This window comes from Tenacibaculum geojense (assembly GCF_042676005.1).
Taxonomy (GTDB): domain Bacteria; phylum Bacteroidota; class Bacteroidia; order Flavobacteriales; family Flavobacteriaceae; genus Polaribacter; species Polaribacter geojense.
This window is the reverse complement of record NZ_JBHTJR010000023.1, coordinates 41,759-64,448: the sequence shown is the minus strand read 5'-3', so window position 1 is coordinate 64,448 and position 22,690 is coordinate 41,759. Positions and strand designations below refer to the sequence as shown.

Annotated in this window: 23 protein-coding genes; 10 read left to right on the top strand and 13 right to left on the bottom strand. The window is 30.5% G+C overall.

What is annotated here, in order from left to right:
- Window positions 1–31: 31 nt before the first annotated feature.
- Together ACFQ1U_RS04695 and ACFQ1U_RS04690 are read right to left on the bottom strand one after the other, a co-directional pair.
- Window positions 32–3,310 carry a discoidin domain-containing protein gene (locus ACFQ1U_RS04695; RefSeq protein ID WP_386105842.1) on the bottom strand — a complete coding sequence of 1,093 codons (3,279 nt, stop codon included), beginning with the start codon at window positions 3,308–3,310 and terminating at the stop codon, window positions 32–34.
- Window positions 3,311–3,334: 24 nt separating this feature from the next.
- Complete coding sequence (locus ACFQ1U_RS04690) at window positions 3,335–5,362, bottom strand: carbohydrate-binding protein (protein ID WP_386105840.1); 2,028 nt, start codon at window positions 5,360–5,362, stop codon at window positions 3,335–3,337.
- A gap of 606 nt (window positions 5,363–5,968) precedes the next feature.
- Here ACFQ1U_RS04690 and ACFQ1U_RS04685 point away from each other — a divergent pair.
- Together ACFQ1U_RS04685 and ACFQ1U_RS04680 are read left to right on the top strand one after the other, a co-directional pair.
- Window positions 5,969–6,745 (top strand): hypothetical protein, encoded by a 777-nt coding sequence (locus tag ACFQ1U_RS04685; RefSeq protein ID WP_386105838.1) that lies wholly within the window; start codon window positions 5,969–5,971, stop codon window positions 6,743–6,745.
- Window positions 6,746–6,799: 54 nt separating this feature from the next.
- Window positions 6,800–7,411, top strand: a complete 612-nt coding sequence (locus ACFQ1U_RS04680) for a hypothetical protein (RefSeq protein WP_386105836.1) — start codon at window positions 6,800–6,802, stop codon at window positions 7,409–7,411.
- A 242-nt stretch (window positions 7,412–7,653) separates the two neighbouring features.
- Here the strand turns inward: ACFQ1U_RS04680 and lepA are convergent, their stop codons facing one another.
- A complete protein-coding gene (gene lepA, locus ACFQ1U_RS04675) occupies window positions 7,654–9,450 on the bottom strand; it encodes a translation elongation factor 4 (protein ID WP_386105834.1) in 1,797 nt (598 codons plus the stop codon).
- Between the two features lie 87 nt (window positions 9,451–9,537).
- On the opposite strand from lepA, the gene dusB reads away from it, so the two are divergent.
- Window positions 9,538–10,539 carry a tRNA dihydrouridine synthase DusB gene (gene dusB, locus ACFQ1U_RS04670; protein WP_386105832.1) on the top strand — a complete coding sequence of 334 codons (1,002 nt, stop codon included), beginning with the start codon at window positions 9,538–9,540 and terminating at the stop codon, window positions 10,537–10,539.
- A 263-nt stretch (window positions 10,540–10,802) separates the two neighbouring features.
- On the opposite strand, the gene ACFQ1U_RS04665 is transcribed toward dusB, so the two are convergent.
- The 6 genes from ACFQ1U_RS04665 to ACFQ1U_RS04640 form a co-directional block, all read right to left on the bottom strand.
- Window positions 10,803–12,011, bottom strand: coding sequence for an ABC transporter permease (locus ACFQ1U_RS04665; protein ID WP_386105830.1), 1,209 nt, complete (start codon window positions 12,009–12,011; stop codon window positions 10,803–10,805).
- 13 nt (window positions 12,012–12,024) lie between these two features.
- On the bottom strand, window positions 12,025–12,420 hold the full coding sequence (gene rbfA, locus ACFQ1U_RS04660; protein WP_386105828.1) for a 30S ribosome-binding factor RbfA: 396 nt from the start codon (window positions 12,418–12,420) through the stop codon (window positions 12,025–12,027).
- A 61-nt stretch (window positions 12,421–12,481) separates the two neighbouring features.
- Window positions 12,482–13,126 (bottom strand): response regulator transcription factor, encoded by a 645-nt coding sequence (locus ACFQ1U_RS04655; RefSeq protein WP_386105826.1) that lies wholly within the window; start codon window positions 13,124–13,126, stop codon window positions 12,482–12,484.
- A 29-nt stretch (window positions 13,127–13,155) separates the two neighbouring features.
- A complete protein-coding gene (locus tag ACFQ1U_RS04650) occupies window positions 13,156–13,935 on the bottom strand; it encodes a sensor histidine kinase (RefSeq protein ID WP_386105824.1) in 780 nt (259 codons plus the stop codon).
- Window positions 13,905–14,516: a hypothetical protein gene (locus ACFQ1U_RS04645; RefSeq protein ID WP_386105822.1), complete on the bottom strand. Its 612-nt coding sequence runs from the start codon at window positions 14,514–14,516 to the stop codon at window positions 13,905–13,907. Before ACFQ1U_RS04645 ends, ACFQ1U_RS04650 begins: the two co-directional genes overlap by 31 nt.
- Before the next feature lie 18 nt (window positions 14,517–14,534).
- Entirely contained in the window at window positions 14,535–15,098 is a 564-nt protein-coding gene (locus ACFQ1U_RS04640) for a hypothetical protein (protein ID WP_386105820.1), read from the bottom strand.
- Window positions 15,099–15,577: 479 nt separating this feature from the next.
- Between ACFQ1U_RS04640 and mce the strand changes: the two genes are divergently transcribed.
- From mce to truB, 5 genes are all read left to right on the top strand, one after another.
- The gene (gene mce / locus ACFQ1U_RS04635) at window positions 15,578–15,979 is read left to right on the top strand and encodes a methylmalonyl-CoA epimerase (protein ID WP_386105818.1); all 402 of its coding nucleotides are present in this window, start codon (window positions 15,578–15,580) and stop codon (window positions 15,977–15,979) included.
- Window positions 15,980–16,040: 61 nt separating this feature from the next.
- On the top strand, window positions 16,041–16,919 hold the full coding sequence (locus ACFQ1U_RS04630; RefSeq protein ID WP_386105816.1) for a cell division protein FtsX: 879 nt from the start codon (window positions 16,041–16,043) through the stop codon (window positions 16,917–16,919).
- Window position 16,920: 1 nt separating this feature from the next.
- On the top strand, window positions 16,921–17,163 hold the full coding sequence (locus tag ACFQ1U_RS04625) for a DUF3098 domain-containing protein (RefSeq protein WP_386105814.1): 243 nt from the start codon (window positions 16,921–16,923) through the stop codon (window positions 17,161–17,163).
- A gap of 5 nt (window positions 17,164–17,168) precedes the next feature.
- On the top strand, window positions 17,169–17,963 hold the full coding sequence (locus tag ACFQ1U_RS04620; protein WP_386105812.1) for an undecaprenyl-diphosphate phosphatase: 795 nt from the start codon (window positions 17,169–17,171) through the stop codon (window positions 17,961–17,963).
- Between the two features lie 3 nt (window positions 17,964–17,966).
- Entirely contained in the window at window positions 17,967–18,656 is a 690-nt protein-coding gene (gene truB / locus ACFQ1U_RS04615) for a tRNA pseudouridine(55) synthase TruB (RefSeq protein WP_386105810.1), read from the top strand.
- Between the two features lie 4 nt (window positions 18,657–18,660).
- On the opposite strand, the gene ACFQ1U_RS04610 is transcribed toward truB, so the two are convergent.
- The 3 genes from ACFQ1U_RS04610 to ACFQ1U_RS04600 all read right to left on the bottom strand — a co-directional run bounded on the left by ACFQ1U_RS04610 (window position 18,661) and on the right by ACFQ1U_RS04600 (window position 20,817).
- The gene (locus ACFQ1U_RS04610) at window positions 18,661–19,140 is read right to left on the bottom strand and encodes an ABC transporter ATPase (protein ID WP_386105808.1); all 480 of its coding nucleotides are present in this window, start codon (window positions 19,138–19,140) and stop codon (window positions 18,661–18,663) included.
- Window positions 19,141–19,213: 73 nt separating this feature from the next.
- Window positions 19,214–19,801 (bottom strand): thioredoxin family protein, encoded by a 588-nt coding sequence (locus ACFQ1U_RS04605; RefSeq protein ID WP_386105806.1) that lies wholly within the window; start codon window positions 19,799–19,801, stop codon window positions 19,214–19,216.
- A gap of 47 nt (window positions 19,802–19,848) precedes the next feature.
- Entirely contained in the window at window positions 19,849–20,817 is a 969-nt protein-coding gene (locus tag ACFQ1U_RS04600) for an NAD-dependent epimerase/dehydratase family protein (protein ID WP_386105804.1), read from the bottom strand.
- A 181-nt stretch (window positions 20,818–20,998) separates the two neighbouring features.
- Between ACFQ1U_RS04600 and ACFQ1U_RS04595 the strand changes: the two genes are divergently transcribed.
- Window positions 20,999–21,667 carry a hypothetical protein gene (locus tag ACFQ1U_RS04595; protein ID WP_386105802.1) on the top strand — a complete coding sequence of 223 codons (669 nt, stop codon included), beginning with the start codon at window positions 20,999–21,001 and terminating at the stop codon, window positions 21,665–21,667.
- On the top strand, window positions 21,657–22,190 hold the full coding sequence (locus ACFQ1U_RS04590) for a nuclear transport factor 2 family protein (RefSeq protein WP_386105800.1): 534 nt from the start codon (window positions 21,657–21,659) through the stop codon (window positions 22,188–22,190). The genes ACFQ1U_RS04595 and ACFQ1U_RS04590 overlap by 11 nt, the downstream gene beginning before the upstream one ends.
- 10 nt (window positions 22,191–22,200) lie before the next feature.
- Here the strand turns inward: ACFQ1U_RS04590 and ACFQ1U_RS04585 are convergent, their stop codons facing one another.
- Window positions 22,201–22,671, bottom strand: coding sequence for a regulatory protein RecX (locus ACFQ1U_RS04585; RefSeq protein ID WP_386105798.1), 471 nt, complete (start codon window positions 22,669–22,671; stop codon window positions 22,201–22,203).
- Between the last annotated feature and the right edge of the window lie 19 nt (window positions 22,672–22,690).

The window sequence follows — 22,690 nt, the reverse complement described above, 5'->3', positions numbered from 1 at the left end:
GCTCCGATGTAATTATCGGAGCTTTTTCTTTTTACTTTTTAAGTACTTTAAATGATTTTACATTGTTCTGGTTTTTCATTCTTAGAATATAAAATCCCGTATTAACAGTATTTACATCTATTTGTAACGTATTACCATCATATGATTTTTTAATAGGTAATTGTTTACCGTTAACACCTATTAACTTCACTGATTTAATTTCTTTTTTAGTTAAGTTCCCTTTTACAAATAACTTATCTTTAAATGGAATTGGATACACCTTTACACCTTCAAAATCTTGCAAGTCTACTTCAGGAGTTACTGAACTTATTGGTTCACTTAAAGGCTCTTGACTAATGCTTGTTGCTGGTGTATTAATATATTTTACTGAGAACTCTGCTACAGAAGCCCATCTTTTACCATCTACTTCAGATAGAGCTCTGAAATACAAATATCTTGTCTTAAATTTTTCAAAATCTGCAGACTGTTTTAACGTAGACTTTTGAAATGCTCCTGTAGATAACTGTTTCCAATTACTTCCGTCCCATCCAAATAAAATATAATCTTTCACCATACCTGTAGTTCCAGACTGACGCCCCTGGTACGAAAAACCTACCAACTCCTTTTCTTGTCCTAAATCAATTGCAATAAAATGAGGATGTGAAGTATTATCATCATACCAATTAGAATGCCAATAGGTGTTTGGATCTCCATCTACTGCTTTTTCTTTCGAATGATCAGCGTTTGTAGTTTCTTCACTATTGGTATCATATACCACACAGCCAGCACAATCCTCTATAATATCTGGACCTGAATCTTCATCTGAAATGGTTATTTCTATACTATTTGAAAAATCAGAATAATCAGTACTATCGTAAGCTCTAACTCTATATTTGTAAGTTCCGTTTGCTAAGTTTTCATCTGTAAAACTTGACACGTTATTTACGTAGCTAATTCTTGAAAAACCTTGTCCATCATTTCTTTGAATGGTAAAACCAGATTCATTGGTAGAGTTATCTTGCCAAGTTAAATTTACACTCTTATTATTTACAGTTCCTGTAAGGTTACTTGGAGCTGCCAAAGCAATATCAGAATCCGAATCATCTTCATTATACAAATCAGATTCCCAAATACCCCTTCCGTAGGTTGCTAAACGTAATTTTCTAATTCCGTAATGAATTTCTAAATCAGTTGTCTGAACACCTGGAAGGTTTTTAGAAAAAGAAACCCAATTACTTAGATTATCATTTGTGTAATACACACCAGATTGCATCCCAACGTATAATCCGTTTTTACTTGTATCATCAAAAACCAAACACTGTGCTGCTATATTTGGTAAGTTACCTCTTATATTAGTCCAACTATCACCTGCATTGGTAGACACATATACTCTAGAACCAGTAGCTGCAATAGCAACTCTTTCAGGATTGTTTGGATCAACAGCTATAAAGTTTACATCACCACTAAAATTGCTAACTTCTGTCCAACTTGGACTACTATTTTGTCCGTTTTTAGTTCTCCAAACTCTTCCTCCTTGAGCAATATAGATATAGTTATTGTTAGATTTTGCAATTGCCATTTCATCTAAATTACCTCCAAGATTTATTCTTGATGTAATATTTGTCCAGCTACCACTACTACCTCCATTATTACTTCGGTATAAATCGCTATAACCCACATATATTTTTCTATTATCAATTGGGTCCATCATAAATGGGGTTACCCATTCACCACTAAAGTTTCCTGGTTTGCTAATATTACCAATACTGTTTCCTCCGTCGGTACTTTTGTATAAACTTCCAAACTGAACCGTACCATAAACAACATTTCGATTAGTATGATCAATAAAACATTCCATTCCATCAGCTCCCAACCATTCTACAAATTGCCTACTAGAACCTCTCATGATATTTGTACCGTTATCTTGAGCTCCACCAACTATCATATTTGCATCTGTTGCAGAGTTTCCTATTCTATAATATTGTCGAATAGCTAAACCGCCTTGAGTTAAATCTTTCATGTTATTACCACGATCGGAGCTTCTAAAAATTCCTCCATCGCTACCTACATAAATCACTCCGTTTATATACTGCATTACTTCAATATCTGCATGAACATAAGATCTATCTCCAGGAGAACTCCATGAAGCTAACTTTGTAAAAGAAACACCACCGTCTAATGATCTAGAATAATCCATACCTCCTACATGAACTTCATTTTCATTGGTATTCGAAACGGTAATAGCCATATCTCTAGACGCTTGTGTAAAATACACATCGTTTGTTGATACAGTTTGATAACTAGATCTGGTTGAGAAACTAGATCCGCTATTTGTAGACCTATAAACATAACCAAAGCTACTTCCTCTTTTTTGTACCAGATACACCATACTTGGATCAGCTTGTGTTACTGCCATTTTCATGCGTTCTGTTCTGCTTAAACCACTCGTTACTCTTCCAAATGAAGCTCCACCATTTGTTGATTTGTAAAAACTATTTCCGCATGCATAAACTACATTTACGTTTCCTGGTTTAAACTCTATATCTTCTGCGGTATCATTTAATACAGATGAAAAGCTACTTCCTTTATTGGTGGATCTATAAAGTGCTCTTGATGTACCTATAAAAATTGTATTCCCGTTTGGATGAATCAAAATTCTTCTTGGAGTACCACTAACTCGGTAAATTTCCGACCAGGAAGTACCTCCGTTGGTTGATTTCATAATTTGACCTGCTGAATTTCCTAAATAAACAGTATTGGTATCGGTAGGATCTATAGCAATTGCCCATACAGACATGTTGGTCATATTATCGCCTAAAGGAGTCCAAGAACTACCTGCATTGGTAGATTTCCATATTCCTCCACCAGGAGAACCTACATAAATTAAACTTTGATTTCTTGGTTCAACAGCAATAGACACAACTCTTCCTAAACCAGGAGACCAACTTCTGGTTCTTGTCCAGTTAAAAGGACCTAATTCTTCCCAACCAGAAAACCTTTGGGCTTCTTTAGATTCAGAAATTTTGTTAAACTTTTTTTCAAATTTTGCACGTTCATCTACTACTTGACGGTCGCTAATTACACGTCCATTTTCATCCTGATTACGTTTTGCCCAGTATAAGTTTCTCATGAATAACTTATACCCACTTCCTTTACCTTTGCTATGTGTTTGGTAATACTTCTCTCCTAATCGTTCTAACTTTTTAACTTTTAGATTTTCTTTTTGAGTTAGTTCATATAACTCCTGTGCTTTTAGCTCAGATACACTCATAAACAACGCTAAGGCTGCCAATGATGTTTTAAGACCTAACCATGATAATTTGTTTTTCATTTTAAAATAAATTTCGGGGGTTTATTATTGCTTTTTAACCTTTTTGGTTACTGTTTTATCTCCGTTGCTAATTTTTAGCAGATAAAATCCTTTTGAAATTGAGTTTACATTAAGAGCATTACTAACTGTACCTGCTGGAGAAATTTTATCTAGCTTTTTTGATAAAACTACTTTTCCAAGAATATTCAATAGTGTTACTTGCGTGTTTTTACTTTTGATATTAATCACTTTAAAATTAAGAGACTCTTTTACAGGATTTGGATAGATTTCTACATCTAACACTTTATCTTTTGATGATTGTATATTAGGTAACATGGCTCCTGGTTGTGATGTACAAGTTGCTAACTCAATCCATTCAGCACCATTCCATTCAAAAGCCTTACCGTTGTATATTACTTTATCTCCTGGTCCGTAGTTAGTATTTTCTCTCCATGGATCTATTCCTGAACATGGATCATTATTTTGATTATCGCACGACCCTAAACTAGTCCAGTCGTTATTTTCTCTTTTAAATAAGTTTCCTTGATAAATCACTAAATCACCGTCATTATAAGAAACGTTACTGGCCCATTGATCTAAACCGTAACACTTATCAGAACTACAACTACCCAGATCATTCCAATCATTATTAGCCGTTCTTTCAAAAAGCCTTCCATTATATACCACACGATCACCAGCTGAGTAACTAACATTATCAGCCCATTCAGAAACTCCAGAACAGCTGACTTCGTCATCATTTCCACCACCGCCTCCATCATTAGAGCAAGAATCTACACAATTTGCATAGCTAATAGTTCTTCTAATAACATTTGCTGGTTGAGATCCAAAACCTTTTCTAAGGTTTGTTCCTACACTATTTAAATGACAATAGCTCATTATAGTTCCCCCATCAGAAGGAACTCCTGGTCTACTACAATTTCCTTCCGTTTGATAGCAGCCATCAATAGCTGTATTATTTCCATTCCAAACACATGCATGCGTGTGACTTGATCCGAAATTATGACCTAACTCATGGGCTATTGTTGAAATATTCCAAGAATAACGAGGCACGTTAGAGTAATCTACATAAATACCTGAAAGCCCATAACGATAAGAACCACACAAAGCACTAACCCAAGCAACACCTCCAGAATAATCATATGTCACAAAATGACCTAAATCACCATTAAATCCGTTAGCATTTCTGTAACTTCTATAACTATCTAAGTCATTAAAAGGCGCGCTAGATGTCCAAGCTCTTATTCCTGATAATTTTAAATTTACACCTTCATCATTATACAAAATAGCAACCTGATTAAACATAGCTTCTACAAATGCTGATGCAGCGTTAGCACTTCCTTTATCTCTTACAACATCATTAGCAATGTCAAAAAATATCTCAGGACAGTTACTAACATTAGCAGCTGGCTGCTTATTAGTATTTTTTAATGAATTTGTGTTGGGTGTTTTATAATATTCATCTACTTGACATGCAAAATCATTTAAATGACTGATATCTTTATCTTCATAAATAATATGATTGCTGCTATCTTTAATTTTACCTAACACCAAGTTACCAACCTCATCATCTAAGCTTATTAAAGCATATACTTCTCCATTTTGAATTGATACTGCCACTCTAGACTTATTATTGTTCTTAACCACTCCACGGTAATGACTAATTTCTGTAGCTTCAAGTTTTAATTTTGCTGGCAATGTTTGACTGGTGAAATCATCTGTTTTTACATTTACTTTTACCAATTCTAATACTAATACTGATGATTTGTTTGGTATACTTACCCTAATGGCTTCTGGAGCTGATTTCTTTTTAGAAAATCTCCCCATTTGTTGCTGATTTAATGTTAGTAATTCATAATTTTTAATTTCATTCGGAATTTTTACTCGTTGTTTTCTTCCACTGTTTTTACCAAAACTAAAAAGGTTAATTTCTTGAAAATCTGTACCCGCTAGTTTTGCTTGATTGACCCGCTCTGCCGGTCGAACTTTTTGTGCTCTACATGTTGTTGTTACTGTTAACAAGAATAATGTTAACATAAAGAAAATTGATTTCATTTTAATAAAGTTTAGTTGAAACACTCTTTAAAAATTAGCATAGGAGTGGCCAGGCCCTAAAAAATAATTTTTAAAAAGCTATTGTTAGATTTTGTAAAACCACATGGATTTTACGGATTAATAAAATTCACTGATATTAAAACACGGGTAAGTAAATCCATAGATTATTATTAAAACAACCTGAATTTAGATAACATGTTTTGTACTGATTATTAACTATTAAGTTGGAAGTGTAGCGATACTTTTCATGTTTAGGGGACTTATTTAAATTGGTTAACCAAAGATACATGTTTCATTTTAATAGAACTAGAAAAAAATGAAATAAATGTTAAAAAAAAACATTTAACTACATGTTAATCAATAAACAACAAAACTACATTTTTAATAAAACATAAGAAAATACACATAAAATTATGTTATTGCAACTGACAGGTGTTTTCACTTATTAATTTCACATAAACACCCTAAAAGAAGAAGAAAAATCTTCAAAAAACACAATTTTTATCCTGATTCTTAAAAAGTTATCCTGTGTTAATTTTGAATTCGAGCTCAAGGCGGATACTGAAAAGCCTTAACAGAGTAAGTAAAACTTAAAAAACTAATACTATGTCAGCAATACAAATTGCATCTCAGGTTGATAAAATTAAGTTCCCTGAATTTACTGCCAGTTTAATTACTGGAGTTTTTGATGCTATTACAGCAAATCAAATTAAACAAATGGCCGCTTATACAGAAATGTTAAGTAAAGTAAGTAAATCTTTAACTTCATTTATTAATGAAGCGAAAGATGACATTACAAGTGGTGAATTATTAGAATTTTTATCTAATACTTTTAGCTATGAAAAAGGTGGCAATATTAAAACCATGCAGTACGGAGAAGTGTATGATAAGCTTCAAAACGGACAGGCTGTTGATAACGAAGCTAAAAGTGAATTAACCAGCGAATTAACAATAAAAGATGGAAGTAACACCATAACTCCTAGTATTACAAAAGCAGGTTTTTTAGATGCTGTTAAAAGCAGAATTGCAGAAAACAAATACAAGCTTTTAAGAGATATGATGAAGTTAGGATATCAAAAACTAGTTGTTAAAGATGGGGTTGTGGAAACAAAATTAGAATTTTTTACACAACAATATGAATACGATGTTGAAAACACCTCTGAATTTGAAAGAAAAAACAGAAGCTGGGGATTTGGCGGAAGTTTTAAAGGAGGTTTTTTAGGTGGTATTTTAGGTATTAATGGCGGAATTTCTAATACAGAAACTAAAGTAAGTACGGTAAATACAAGTAAAATTGATATTTCAAATACTACGGTAGATATTTTTGGTCATGTTAAAGTCAATTTTAAATCAGACTTTTTCCCGTTAGCTAATTTCCAATAATCAATTATAAGCAAAGAGCTATTAAGCTCTTTGCTTACACCTAAAACTATCATCATGAAAATACAAGAAACTGGATTTGTAGAATTTGTAACCGACTTAATTAATAGCACTATAGATGGTGTAATTAGCTCTCAACTAGAACAAGAAAAAAAATATATCGAACTAAAAAAAGACCTATTTTTAAATAATAGTGACTTTATAACTAAATATAATTTATTAGAAAAAGCTAAAGCTGTATTGGGGGAAAAAGCAGATGAAAAAGATGTAGAAACATACGTTAACAATTACATTACAGAATATAAAGAAACCCTAAAAGAGTATTTAAACAAGAATGCATTAAAAGTTATTGTTGATAGGGGAAAAGTAAATGCTAAGTTGATATTTTCTTTTTCGGAAACTGAAGAAACTCCAACCACAAAAAAACAAGTTAAAACACTTAAAAAGACAAGACCGAGTACTATTCAAAAACTAAGTTTAGACAAATCTGTATTTAATAATAAAATTGACAAACTAATATTGGCAGATAAAAATTTAATAACTCGAGACCAGTTAAACTTAACACAAAAAGTTATTGTAAAACCCATTGATGTTAATAAAGACATGCTAGATCTTAAAACGGATATTGTTAGTAATGTAGAATTCTCTTTTAGAACAATAGTGCAATAATGGAACAGTTACTACAACAAGAAATACTCAAAATTATACCTGTTTTACAAAAAACTAAACGGCTAAAATCTATTGTTATAGATAACTTCATACTCACCTTAGAAAGCAGTAAAAAACTAGATTTAAAAAAACTAAAACTTATTAAAGGGGTTAGTTATAAAATACAACCCAAAAAAATAACCGTTACTATTGCTATTAATAAGCTTTAGTAACGGTTTAATAATTATCTTTATAACACTGTCCTAATCATTTAACTTTAAAACAGCCATAAATGCTTGTTGTGGTATTTCTACATTTCCAACTTGACGCATTCTCTTTTTTCCTTTTTTCTGCTTCTCTAATAACTTACGTTTACGAGAAATATCTCCACCATAACATTTAGCAGTAACGTCTTTACGTAATGCTTTAACTGTTTCACGAGCAATAATTTTGGCTCCAATAGCAGCCTGTATAGGAATATCAAATTGTTGACGTGGTATTAATTCTTTTAATTTCTCACAAATTCTTTTTCCTATAGAGTATGCGTTACTATCATGTAATAAGGCTGATAAAGCATCTACTGTTTGTCCATTTAAAAGCATATCTACACGCACTAGTTTTGACTTTTGCATTCCTATTGGATGATAATCAAAAGATGCATATCCTTTAGAAACAGTTTTTAATCTATCATAAAAATCAAAAACAATTTCTGCTAACGGCATATCAAAAATCAATTCAACACGCTGTGGAGTTAAATATGTTTGATTTACTATTTGTCCTCTTTTTTCAATACATAAACTCATTACTTGGCCAACAAAATCAGCTTTTGTAATTATTGAAGCCTTGATAAAGGGCTCTTCTACTCTATCTAATTTAGAAGGATCTGGTAAATCTGAAGGATTATTTACAATTACAATTTCATCAGGGTTTTTCTTAGTAAAAGCATGATAACTTACGTTTGGAACCGTAGTAATTACCGTCATATTAAACTCACGCTCTAAACGTTCTTGAATGATTTCCATGTGAAGCATTCCTAAGAAACCACAACGGAAACCAAAGCCTAATGCTGCAGAACTTTCAGGTTGAAAAACCAAAGAAGCATCATTAAGTTGTAACTTTTCCATAGAGGCTCTTAATTCTTCATAATCTTCAGTATCTACAGGATAAATCCCTGCAAATACCATTGGCTTTACATCTTCAAATCCTTCAATTCTATCTGTAGTTGGATTGGCAAAATCTGTAATTGTATCTCCAACTTTTACTTCTTTTGCGGTTTTAATTCCAGTAATTAAATACCCTACGTCTCCTGTTTTGATTTCTTTTTTTACAACTTGGCTTAACTTTAAAGTACCAACTTCATCGGCACCATATTGCTTACCTGTTGCCATAAATTTAATTTGTTGATTCTTTTTAATAGAACCATCAATTACTCTAAAATATGTTTCTATACCTCTGTAAGAATTAAAAACAGAGTCAAAAATTAGCGCTTTCAAGGGCGCGTCTGGATTTCCTTTAGGTGCAGGAATACGATTGATAATTGCTTCTAAAATTTTATCTACTCCAAAGCCTGTTTTCCCACTCGCAGGAATAACATCTTCTGGATCGCATCCTAATAAATCAACAATATCATCTGTAACCTCTTCAGGGTTCGCACTTGGTAAATCTACTTTATTTAAAACAGGAATAATTTCCAAGTCATTTTCTAAAGCTAAATACAAATTAGAAATTGTTTGCGCTTGAATACTTTGTGCTGCATCAACAATTAACAAAGCTCCTTCACAAGCTGCAATAGACCTTGAAACTTCATAAGAGAAATCAACGTGACCTGGAGTATCAATTAAATTTAAAATATAATCTTCCCCCTCGTGTTTGTAATCCATTTGAATTGCATGTGACTTAATGGTAATACCACGTTCACGTTCCAAATCCATGTTATCTAGTAACTGGTCTTGCTTTTCACGCTCCGTAACAGCACCTGTAAAATCTAACAATCTATCTGCCAAGGTACTCTTACCATGGTCTATATGCGCAATAATGCAAAAATTTCTAATATTCTTCATTTGTAAAGCTCAACTAATGACTGGCAAAGATACGTTATTTAAAAATTTTTATTATGAAAAAATGTACCTTTGCAAAAAAATTACATTTTGGTTAAAATAGACAATATTGAGTTACCTGATTTTCCGTTGTTATTAGCTCCAATGGAAGATGTTAGTGATCCACCATTTAGAGCCTTGTGTAAAGAAAATGGTGCAGATGTAGTATACACAGAATTTATTTCTTCAGAAGGTTTAATTCGTGATGCTGCAAAAAGCGTGATGAAGTTAGATATTTATGAAAAGGAACGCCCAGTAGGTATTCAAATATTTGGTGCTAATTTAGATGCTATGCTACGATCTGTAGAAATAGTAGAAAAAACCAATCCAGATATTATTGATATTAACTTTGGTTGTCCTGTTAAAAAAGTAGTTTCTAAAGGTGCTGGTGCTGGTATTTTAAAAGATATTGACTTAATGGTGAAGCTTACAGAAGCTATGGTAAAGCATACTAAATTACCTGTTACAGTAAAAACTCGTTTGGGCTGGGATCATGATTCTATAAGAATAGTTGAAGTTGCTGAACGCTTACAAGATGTTGGTTGTAAAGCTATTTCTATTCACGGTAGAACTAGAGCGCAAATGTATAAAGGTAATGCTGATTGGAAACCTATTGCCGATGTTAAAAACAACCCAAGAATGCACATTCCAGTATTTGGCAATGGTGATGTTGATTCTCCTGAAAAAGCAATGGAAATGCGTGATAAATACGGATTAGATGGCGCTATGATTGGTAGAGCATCTATTGGATATCCATGGTTTTTTAATGAAGTAAAACATTATTTTAAAACGGGTGAACATTTAGCTAAACCAACCATTGCCCAACGTGTACAAATGGCTAGAAGGCACTTAGAAATGTCTATAGACTGGAAAGGTGAACACTTAGGTGTTGTAGAAACAAGAAGACATTACACAAATTATTTTAAAGGAATTCCTCATTTTAAAGAATACCGATTAAAAATGGTTACTTCTGATGACCCAAAAGATGTTTTTGCCACTTTTGATGAAGTTGAAGCTACTTTTGGTGATAAAATGATTCCGAATATCGGTTAAAAACCAATCATCTTAACAAATTGATTTTTAATCGAATGTTTATTTTACTACATCTAAACATCATGATAAATGGTGTTTATTTGTTGTAATTTAGCAGTGATTAATTAATCGATCAGCCTTAAAAAGTTAAGATTAATAAAATCTTTAATACGGAGGTAAATGAAACATAAAGTAAATCTCGATATCAACCCCTTAAAAGAGATCACTAAAAAGAAACATTTATTTCATTGTATTAAAAAATTTAAAACCCTAGCTAGGTATTTTTAAGGTTTATCATTTACAAAACTTTGAGAAATTCTTGAGCTTGCTATTTTAGAAGCAATATAACCTAAAACTGTGATTGTTAAAATTACTGTTATTAAATTACTTAATTTAAGCTCTACAGGATAAGGAACAGTGGATGTTATCATAAAAAAGTTAAACTTTTGTTGAATTAATACTGCTACTAATCCAAGTGTTAACCCAATTATCATTCCTATAATAGATAACAAAGCACCCTGAAAAACAAATATTTTTTTGATATCCTGCAAACTTGCTCCTAAATTAAATAACGTTTTTAAATTCTGTTGTTTATCAATAATCATCATTATAATTGCTCCAATTACGTTAAACAACGCAATAACAATAATTAACGTGAATATTAAATAAGATATAAAGTTTTCTGTATTTACTACTTTATAATAAAGGGCATTTTGCTCAGCTCTAGTTTCAACCTTAAACCCATCACCTAAAACACTTTGTAATTCATTACTAACCTCAACAACATTATCATCATTATTAACTTTTACAGCTATTGATGATAATTCATCTGGTGATAACTTGAGTAATTTTTGTGCTAGACTTAATTCTGAAAATACGTATTTACTTTGATACTCTTCAGAGCCTTCGAATGCGCCAATTATTTGAACATTTTCAGAATTAAAAGCATTATTTACATTTAAATATCCTTTTCCTGGCTTTGGAACAAATATTTGTAATGGTTCTCCAAAATTGAAAACATTTAATGATAGTTTATACGATAAAGTATAACCAATTACTGCGGTGTTTTTAAATTGTGGGTCTATCCAACTACCCACAGTAATAGAGGAATCTATTGGAACTACATCGTTATAATTAACATCTACTCCCTTTATATACGCTATTTGATCCTTATTTTTATACTTTAAGAAAACACGTTCTTCTACAACTCTTGCATAAGATGCAATTTCTGAATTGATTTCTAAAGCATTTTTAATTTCAGGTGAAAAAAGAATCTTTTTCCCTTTTTTTGGCGATATTTTAATATCAGGATCTGACTCATTTAATAATGATAAACTAAATGTTTTTAAACCTGAAAAACCAGATAAAACGATAAATAATGCCATAGTACCAACTGTTATTCCAACCATTGCAATAATGGTTATGATATTAATAGCGTTGGTACTATTTTTAGCAAATAAATATCTTTTGGCTATGTAAAAAGGAAAATTCAATAGCTAAACCAAATTAACGTTTTTGACGACGTGGTAAGATATCTGGATTTTTAATTGGGTTATCGTCTTCTCCTTTTAAAGACTTATCTATATTTTCTATATAATCTAAACTATCATCTCCATAAAACAACAATTCAGGCATTCTTCTTAATTGGTTCTTGGTTCTTTGTGCTAGTTCGTGTCTAATTAAAGGGGTATTGGATTTAATTCCTTCTAAAATTTCATCTCTCTTTTCTGACGGAAAAACACTTAAAAATACCTTAGCTACACCCAAATCGGCTGTAACTGATACTTTTGATACAGATATAATTACACCTCTCATTCCATCTTGAGCTGCTCTTTGCAAAACATCAACTAAATCTTGTTGTAATACACCTGCTATTTTTCGCTGTCTGTTCGTTTCTTCCATAAGTGCAAATCTATTGATAATTTTACTGTAAATACTATAACATTTGTAAAGTTTTAAGGCTTTACGGGGTATAAATTTTATTTTTTATAGCATACATTACTAATCCTACTCTATTTCTTACATCTAACTTGGTAAACAAGCTATCTCTATAACCGTCAATTGTTTTAGGACTTAAAAACATTTTTTCGGCAATTTCTTTATACGTTAACTCAGAGCATGCTAAACGCATAAATTTCAATTCGTTTTCTTTAAATTCCACATTTGATCTTCTGGTTTTACCGGATACGGAGTCTATAAGTAAACTTGTAACATTTTTAGTGTGATAAAATCCGTTATCCATCATTTCTAACAAAGCGGTTTCTAACACATCTTTTTTGGTGTCTTTTAATAAATATCCTACTGCACCTGCTTTTAACATTTTTAAAATAGTACCATCTGCATCTTCAACCGATAGTGCCATTACATGCACTTGTGGGTGATTTTTAACGATCCACTTAGTAGTTTCAATACCATTCATTACAGGCATATTAACATCTACTAAAACTATATCTGGAACATTTTTTGGAGAAGCAGTAAATTTTTCTTCCACTTCTTTACCGTTTTTACACGTGTAAAGCACTTTAAACTTATCAAAGGTATTAACCATACCTTCTATTGCTTGAGACAACAATGTATGATCGTCTACCACAACAACTGAATACTTCATAATTGGTTAAGTTAGGTTAAGTTATCGTTTTACAAGTGAGGGACTAATTCCTTTTCAATATAATAATTAATTTTTAATTCGGTTCCTTTTCCTGGAATAGACACAATTTTTGTAGTTGCATTTATTAATGCTGCTCTAGTTTTTATATTTTGAATACCTATTCCATTAAATTTTAAACTATTAGCATCGAAACCTATACCATTATCTTTGGCAATAATACGAATTTCTTTATCGTTTATAAAATCCAAAACTACCTCTAAATGAGTAGCTTTTGCGTGTTTTATGGTATTTGAAAAAAACTCTTGTAACATTCTAAAAATAATAATGCCGTGTTTTTGATTAATCTCTTTTTTATTCCCAACAATTTTTAAAGAACTTTCAATGTAATTTAATCTATTAAAACGTTCTATCTCTAATGCTAATGCTTCTTGTAAGGTTATATTATTAATAAATTCCGGGTTAATTAATTTAGATAATGATCTTATTTCTACTAAACTTTTACTTATTGTTTCTGAAATATCGTTTAAACTATCATCGTTATACTGCTGTAACTGAATTTTAGCTAAAGTTAGGAGTTGACCAATATTATCATGCAACTCCCAACTTATATTTCTTAATGTTTCTTCTCTTATTTCTATTTGCGTTTCTGCAATCTCACGTTCAAAACGTTTTTTTTGTGCGTCTCTGTCTTGTAATAAGGTGTTTTTTCTTCTTTGAAAAACTGAAAAAAGCACAACAAGAAATACAATAACTACAACTATTACTAGTGTTGATATTATTAAGATATACTCTTCTCCTTGTTGCTCCATATTAAACCATACATAATTAATAAATTCATTAGAATTGTTAAAATGTTCAATATAAAAAATAAACCTCTATCTATCATAAAATTCCTAAGAACAAAAAAAGGTATTGATGGTAGATAAAACGCCAAAAAACCAATTGAAATCCAAAATGGAAGTAATTTTTTATAAATAATTATTTCATCGGATATTAACAATTGTCTTAAATATAAGAAAATATAGAAACTGGTATTTATAGCTCCTACAATAATTGAATTAAAGTAAGAAACACCTTTAAAATAGCCGTAAACAAAAACAGCATTAAATAAAATTACAGGAATATAAATTAATAGTTTATTCACTTGTAACAAATAACTGTACGCTAAAGCTATTAAGTTAAACACCACTAATGTGTAAAAAAAATATATATAATGCGATGATATTTTAAGCTGAATAAAGTAAAAACCTAACAATTCAACACAGGCAGATAATACAACGATAGCTGATACGCTGTAAAAAAATAATGATTGATATTTTTTAAAATAAAAAATCATTAAAATTGCTGTGAGTGCTTGAATTATTAAAACACTTGTAGGGAGTATGTTCATTCGGTTTTCTTTATTTTTTTAACCTAATTCATAAGGTGGTGCAGTGTTATTCCAGTTTCCTATAAGGTCGTCACCATCTTCTGGCATCCCTTTCAAGGTTTGTAATTCAGTTTTTTGCTCACTTGTTTTTTCAAGGGCACCATCTAAATCATACCCATACTGTTTTAGTTTTGATTTAAAACTACTAAGCTCACCTCTTTTAGACGCAGTTAAATCTACCATAACTTCTTTTCCATTATCTAATGCAGAAGGTAAATATACCAAACTCTCATAACCTACTTGTTTTGAATCATGAGCCGTATCTTTAGTATAAACACCTTTAACAAAACATATATTTTTTAACTCGATACCTTTATTCAATGCAACTTCCTCTGCATATTCTAAATAATTTTTTAATTGCTTAAAATCCAAAACATACGTTCTAGAATCTTTCATAAAACTTTTTTCTTGTCTTACCGACTCATCATAAGCTTTAAACATTGTAATAATGTTTTTATAACCTATTAACTTAGTTGGCTTTGTTGGTTCTGGCTTTGGTTCTATACCACATAGTTTACAAAGCTTTAGTAGTATTTTTTTCATGTAAAAATTTTTAATTAGTTGGATAAATATAACATCATTTTATTCTAACTAACAAACCCTACAAATACCAAAACCTCAACAAATCAATGTATTAAACTCATTTTCTTGATAAAATACAGGAAAAACACCCTTAAACCAATAGGTAAACACCTTACTAAATCTTAGGACAACTACTCTTGTAAACCTTAACAGCTAATTTAACTTTGTAATCAAATAAACCAATTATGTTTATTTCGGGGGAAAATTGCGAAACACCATTATCAATTACATAATATGATGGTGTTTTTTTTATTTTCTAAAAAACAGTTATTTACCTAGGCTCTTATGAGACTTTTTTACTGAAATTTGCATAAAACAAGAAATACTTCATTGAAGTATTGTTAATACTGGGTTAGTTTAAATTGTATTTTATAGTAATATTAACAATACTTCTACACCTCAATATTTTTGTATTGAGGTGTTTTTTTTATTTTTACTTTATGAATAAAATAGAACACATTGGTATTGCCGTAAAAAATCTAGAAGAATCTAATCAGTTATTCGCTTCATTATTTGGAAAACCTCATTATAAAATAGAAGAAGTTGCTAGTGAAGGTGTTAAAACCTCTTTTTTTAAATCTGGGCCAAATAAAATTGAATTATTAGAGGCTACTAAAGAAGATAGCCCTATTGCCAAATTTATTGCTAAGAAAGGAGAAGGAATTCATCATATAGCTTTTGCTGTTGATGATATTAAAAGTGAAATCGCAAGATTAAAACAGGAAGGATTTACGGTTTTAAATGAACAACCCAAAAAAGGAGCAGATAATAAATTGGTTGCTTTTTTACATCCAAAAACTACCAATGGTGTTTTGATAGAACTTTGTCAAGACATTAAGTAGTTTTTAACTTAATGCCACTGAAATATTTGTATCTTGCCAACTTTTAAATTGTAATTTAATCATGACCACTTCGTACGATTCTTTTCAAAAACGTCGTTTACGTTCATCTTACGTATCTGTTATTATTAGCATTGCAATTGTTTTATTTATGGTAGGTGTTTTAGGTATCATACTGTTAAAATCTACACAAGTTGCTAATCATTTTAAAGAGGAAGTAGTGATGTCTTTATTTTTAAAAGATGATGTTACTAAAGAAAAAATAGAAGGCTTTAGAAAAGCGTTACTAGAAAAAGAATATACAAAATCTATTTTTTACATTTCAAAAGAAGAGGCGGCACTAGCGTATAAAAAAGACCTAGGCGAAGATTTTTTAGAATTTTTAGGCGATAATCCGTTAAAAAATGGCGTTGATTTATACTTAAAAGCAGCATACGTTACGCCAGAAAAAATGGAAAACTTAGAAAAAGAATTTTTAAACAATGCTTTTATTGCTGATGTTTCCTATGATAAACCTTTGGTTAAACAATTAACAAAAAATATTCAACGTATTAGTTTTTGGTTGTTAATCATCAGTGGTTTCTTTGCTATTATTGCTATAATTCTAATTAACAGCTCCATAAGACTATCAATTTATGCAAAACGTTTTAACATTAAAACAATGCAAATGGTAGGCGCTACAAAAAGTTTTATTCGAAAACCTTTTATTTGGCAAAGTATAAAACTAGGATTTATAGCTGCCTTAATTGCTTTAGCTGGTATTGCAACTGTTGTTTATTACGTTAATAAATATGTACCAACCCTTCAATTAACTCAAGATTATATTACTTTGGGTTATGTTGTAGGAGGCGTAATTATAACTTCGTTTATTATTACATGGATAAGTACTTACTTTGCAACACAACGCTTTTTAAACCTTCAAACTAACGATTTATATTACTAAAATGAAACAAGATAAAAACAATACAAAACCAACATTTTTATTTGGTAAAAGGAATTACCTATTTATGTTAATTGGAATTGCTGTTATTACACTTGGTTTTATTTTAATGTCGGGTGGTGGTAGTGACAACCCTAATGTATTTAATCCAGCTATTTATAACTGGCAACGTATTAGGCTAGCCCCTACTTTAGTATTGATAGGTTTTGCTATTGAGGTGTATGCTATTTTAACCAAACCAAATTAATAAATATGGATATACTAGAAGCAATTATTCTTGGTATTATTCAAGGTCTTACGGAATTTTTACCTGTTTCATCAAGTGGACATTTAGAATTAGCTAAAGCTATTTTGGGCGACACATCTGTTCCTGAAGAAAGTTTAACTTTTACCGTTGTACTTCATTTTGCAACCGCTTTAAGTACATTAGTAATCTTTAGAAAAGAAGTTGCTGAGATTTTTAAAGGATTATTTCAATTCTCATGGAATGAACAATCTAAATTCTCCGTAAAAATTATTCTTTCTATGATTCCAGCTGTTGTGGTCGGGCTTTTATTTGAAGAACAATTAGAATCTTTTTTTGGAGGTAAAATATTTCTAGTTGGTTGTATGTTAATTCTTACAGCGTTACTTTTATTACTAGCTGATAAAGCTAAAAATACAAATAAAGAAGTTTCATTTACTAATGCAGTAATTATAGGTGTTTCTCAAGCTATTGCTATGCTCCCAGGAATCTCAAGATCTGGAGCTACAATATCAACTTCAGTTTTATTAGGAATAGACAGAACAAAATCTGCACGATTTTCATTTTTAATGGTTGTTCCTTTAATTTTTGGTAAAATTGCCAAAGATATCTTAGGTGGTGATCTTAATTTTCAATCATCAGAAATCATTCCAATTTCCGCTGGTTTTATAGCCGCATTTGTGTCTGGTTTATTGGCTTGTAATTGGATGATTGCACTTGTTAAAAAAAGTAAATTATCTTATTTTTCTATTTACTGTGCTGTTGTTGGTACAATTGCCATTGTTTTTACACTACTTAATTAATTTATGAACACTGTAGAAGATTTTAAAGAAGGAAAGGTTTTATTAATTGACAAACCTTTAGAGTGGACATCGTTTCAAGTGGTAAACAAGCTTCGTTGGCATATTAGAAAACGTTTTGACTTAAAAAAAATTAAAGTTGGACATGCTGGAACCTTAGATCCGTTAGCTACTGGTTTACTAATTATTTGCACTGGAAAGCAAACTAAAAGTATTGAACAATACCAAGGTCAAATAAAAGAATACACAGGAACTTTTGTAATAGGTGCAACCACGCCAAGTTACGATCTAGAAACAACTATTAATGAAACATTCCCTACAGATCATATTACTGATGATTTAATTCATCAAACCACTCAGCAATTTATTGGTAAAACTCAACAAAAACCACCTATTTTTTCAGCTATTAAAAAAGATGGAAAAAGGTTATATGAGCTTGCTAGACAAGGTAAAACTACTGAAATAAAATCAAGAGAAATTACTATTGAAGCTTTTGAAGTTACTAAAATAGATTTTCCAAACCTTGAGTTTAGAGTAGTTTGTAGCAAAGGAACTTACATCAGGTCTTTAGCTCATGATTATGGTAAAGCATTAAATTCTGGCGCACATTTATCTGTATTGAGAAGGACCAAAATTGGTGATTTTTCTGTAGATAAAGCACAAAGTATTGATGAATTTGTTGAAACTATTTCTTAATAACTTACAAAAATCTATTGTACCAACTTTCTGTAATCGGAACTTCCCAGAAGTTTTCTAATTCGTATTTAGTTTGTATTAGGTTATCAAACACTATAGTTTTATCATTTACAGACTTACTTTTCAATAGCTTTTTAAAGTCTTTTACTGTTTTATATTGAATAAACTCACCTTGTTTAAAACAAACATTCATTTTATCCAATAATTCAATTTCATAATCTTGTTGTAAAGCTAAAATACAGCCTACTTGTGCATCAATATCTGCATTAGATAATGTAACATTATCTTCGGCATAAAATATTACAAATCGGTTATACTTTATCTCAAAAGAAGCTTTAAAAGCATTTTTATTTACTTTCCATTCAGATATAAATTGATGTAATTTTTCTTTCAAACCATCAATTTCTTGTGGATAGAATTTTCTGCTAGATGGATATACCCAAACTTTAGCATTTTCAGATAAACTATTGTGCGCTACATACATTGCCGCAAATATAAAAAGAAAACCCATTTGACAACATCAAATGGGTTTTACTTGCATTAATAACGGTGTTATTTTACAATAACGAAACAATATCTTCTTGAATATTTTCTCCTTTATTTTTGTTATACCAAACTTGTAGTTCTTGTTTTATATGTGCATCAACTTTACCATGCTCTTCTTTATAATCTGCAATCATTTTTGTAGCTGTTGATGGTCTTGGTCCCCAAGTAAAAAGAACCTCTTTATTTTCACCTAAAGCAACTAATTTCGGAATAGACCTTCCTCCATTGGTTAAAAAAGCATCCATTAGTGGTAAATTTTCATCGCGCAACACTAATTTTAGATCTATTTTATCTGATGCTTCTGCTATTTTATGGAGTACTGGTAAATTTTGAGCCGCGTCACCACACCAACCCTCTGTTAAAACTAACCAAGTTTGTGGTGTAGATAGTTTTGTAACTTTATCTATAGTAGCATTTGTTAGTTTAGATGTTTTATCTAAACGCTTCATTCTTCTATCATTCAACAAACTATAATTGTACAAATCATCAGACTGATTTGGTCCTGTAGACTTTTTCTCTAGTAATAAATTACTAACTAAACCTCTGTATTCTGGATATGATATGGCCTTTGATAAACTTTCGTTAATTATGTCTTTCATGTAAAAAAAATAGATTTTCAAACTAAGTCGAAAATCTATTGTATTTCTTACAGTAAACCTAATAATTCGTTGTTTTTGTGTTTGATGTTTTGCAGCATTTCATTGGTCATACTTGCTAAATCATAATCATGGTTCCAGCCCCAATCTTTTCTCGCCTCTGAATCATCTATAACCTGAGGCCAACTGTTAGCAATAGCTTGCCTAAAATCTGGCTCATAAGATATTTCAAACTCAGGGATATGTTTTTTAATTTCTGAGGCAATTTGATTAGGTGTAAAACTCATAGCCGCTAAATTATAAGCCGTTCTAGTTTTAATATCTTTACTATCCGCCTGCATAATTTGAATTGTTGCATTTACAGCATCATCCATATACATCATTGGCAAACAAGTATCTTCACTTAAAAAACACTCATATTTTCCTTCTTCAATAGCTTTAAAATAAATATCTACAGCATAATCAGTAGTTCCTCCTCCGGGTTTAGTTTTCCAACTAATAATACCTGGGTAACGAATACTTCTAACATCTACACCATATTTTTGATGATAATAGTTACACCAATGTTCACCAGAAATTTTACTAATTCCGTAAACAGTTGTTGGCTCCATTATTGTTTGTTGAGGAGTATTTTGTTTAGGTGAAGTTGGTCCAAATGCAGCAATTGAACTTGGCCAATAAACCTGATTTATAATTTTATCTTTAGCTAAATCTAGTACAAGTAATAAAGACGACATATTTAAATCCCATGCTTTCTGAGGATGCTTTTCAGCTGTTGCAGACAACATGGCTGCCATTAAATATACCTGTGTTACTTTGTATTTGTTTACAACTTTTAAAATAGCTTCCCTATCAGTAGCATCTACAATTTCAAAAGGTCCAGACTCCATTAACTCTTCATTTCCTTCACGAATATCAGAAGCAATTACCGAATTATTTCCGTAAATAGTTCTTAATTTTTGTGTTAGTTCGGTACCTATTTGACCGCATGCTCCTATAATTAAAATGGTCTCACTCATTTTTAAAAGTTCATAATTTTAATAATGCAAAGATATTAAATTTACATATTCGTAATATTAATATCTCTTTTTTTAACTTATCGTAAAATTAATTAGCAAACTCTTGATTTTGAAGCTTTCATATAATATTAACTATTAAACCGAGTAAAAAATGTAATTTTACACTATTAAAACACCTTTTATGTTAAAACCTATTTTTTTTATTATTGGTCTTGTTTTTATTCTTGGAGCCTGTAAAAAAAGTATTCAAACAATTGATAAAACAGAGAAAAAACCAACCATGAGTATTAAAGTTAGTCATAAAACTCCAAGTGGTTTAACAGATGACGCTCAAAAGAAAATAGAAAACTGGAAAGAATATAATGACGTTGTTTTATATTTAGATAGATTTAAAAAAATAACACCTAATGAAGCTTTAAACTTTGCAATAGAGCTAAAAGATTTAACTAAAAAACTTAAGGATAGTATTAAAATAAAAGATTTTAAAACTGCATCCTTTAAAGCTAGAGTGAACGTTTTAGAAAATGAAGCACTTAGATTAGCTGATATGACGTTGATTCCGGCTATTACCGCTAAAGAAGTCAACACTCAAATAGATAAATACTTACTAGTTTTTAGTAGTTTAAACGACAAAATAAATACAATTTATCAAAAGAAAGAATTTGATAAAGAGGTTAATCTTGATAGTTTTTTTGTTTTAGACACTAGTGAAAAAACACTTCCAAAACCTAAAAATAAAAAAATGAAAATCTATGATGAAGCCGAACAAAGGGCAAACCCTATTGATTTAAACTCTAAAAAGGGAAAACTTCTTCAAAAAAAATCTTTACTTAAACCCAATGAAAAATAATTATTCTCTTTACCTAATTTTTCTTTTATTCATAACCATAGGTTGTACTAAGAAAAAAGAAACGCTAACTATTAACCAAAAAGAAATTAATAATAAGGTTTCATCAGCTTTAGATAATTGGCACAAAGCTGCTACCAACGCTAATTTTGATAATTATTTTAATACCATGGATAGTATATCTGTTTTTGTAGGTACTGATGCTGGTGAGGTTTGGACTAAAAAACAATTTAAGGCTTTTAGTAAACCATATTTTGACAAAGGAAAAGCATGGGATTTCACAGCAATAAATAGAAACATTTACATTGATGAAAGTGGAAAAATAGTTTGGTTTGATGAACTTTTAAATACTTGGATGGGCATTTGCAGAGGCTCTGGAGTTCTTAAAAAAATAAATAATCAATGGAAAATTAAACATTATGTGTTATCTGTAACTGTTCCAAATGATGATATAAATAAAGTTATTAAAGCAAAACAAAGGAATGATTCTTTATTCATTTCCAACAAAAAACCTCTAGTGAACTAGAGGTTTTTTGTTATCCTGTAATGTCATTTACAATTTGAAATATGAACGAGCTTTCATAACCCCTATAGTTTAAAAAATCTATTAACTTTTTCTTCTTTTTATATTTATCTTCTTCTTTTATGCTTTCAAACTTTTTATTAGCTATCTGATAGGCAGTAATTTTATAATCTTTCTCATCTATTTCTTGAAGGGCTTTTTTAATGATATAAGATGAAATATCTCTCATTTTTAATTCGCGAGTTATTCTTACTTTACCCCATTTTTTAATTCTAAACTTTCCCCTGGCAAAACTACAAGCAAATCGTTCTTCATTTAAAAAATTATGTTCTAATAAATGAAGCAAAATAGCATCTTTAGCCTCTTTAATTAAGTTATATTCGCTCAGTATCTTTTCAATTTCTTTATGACATCTATCTTGATATATACAATATTGTTCTAGTTTTCTTTTTACTGCTTCTACAGATATCACTGTTTTTTTCATGTTGCTAAAGTACAAATTC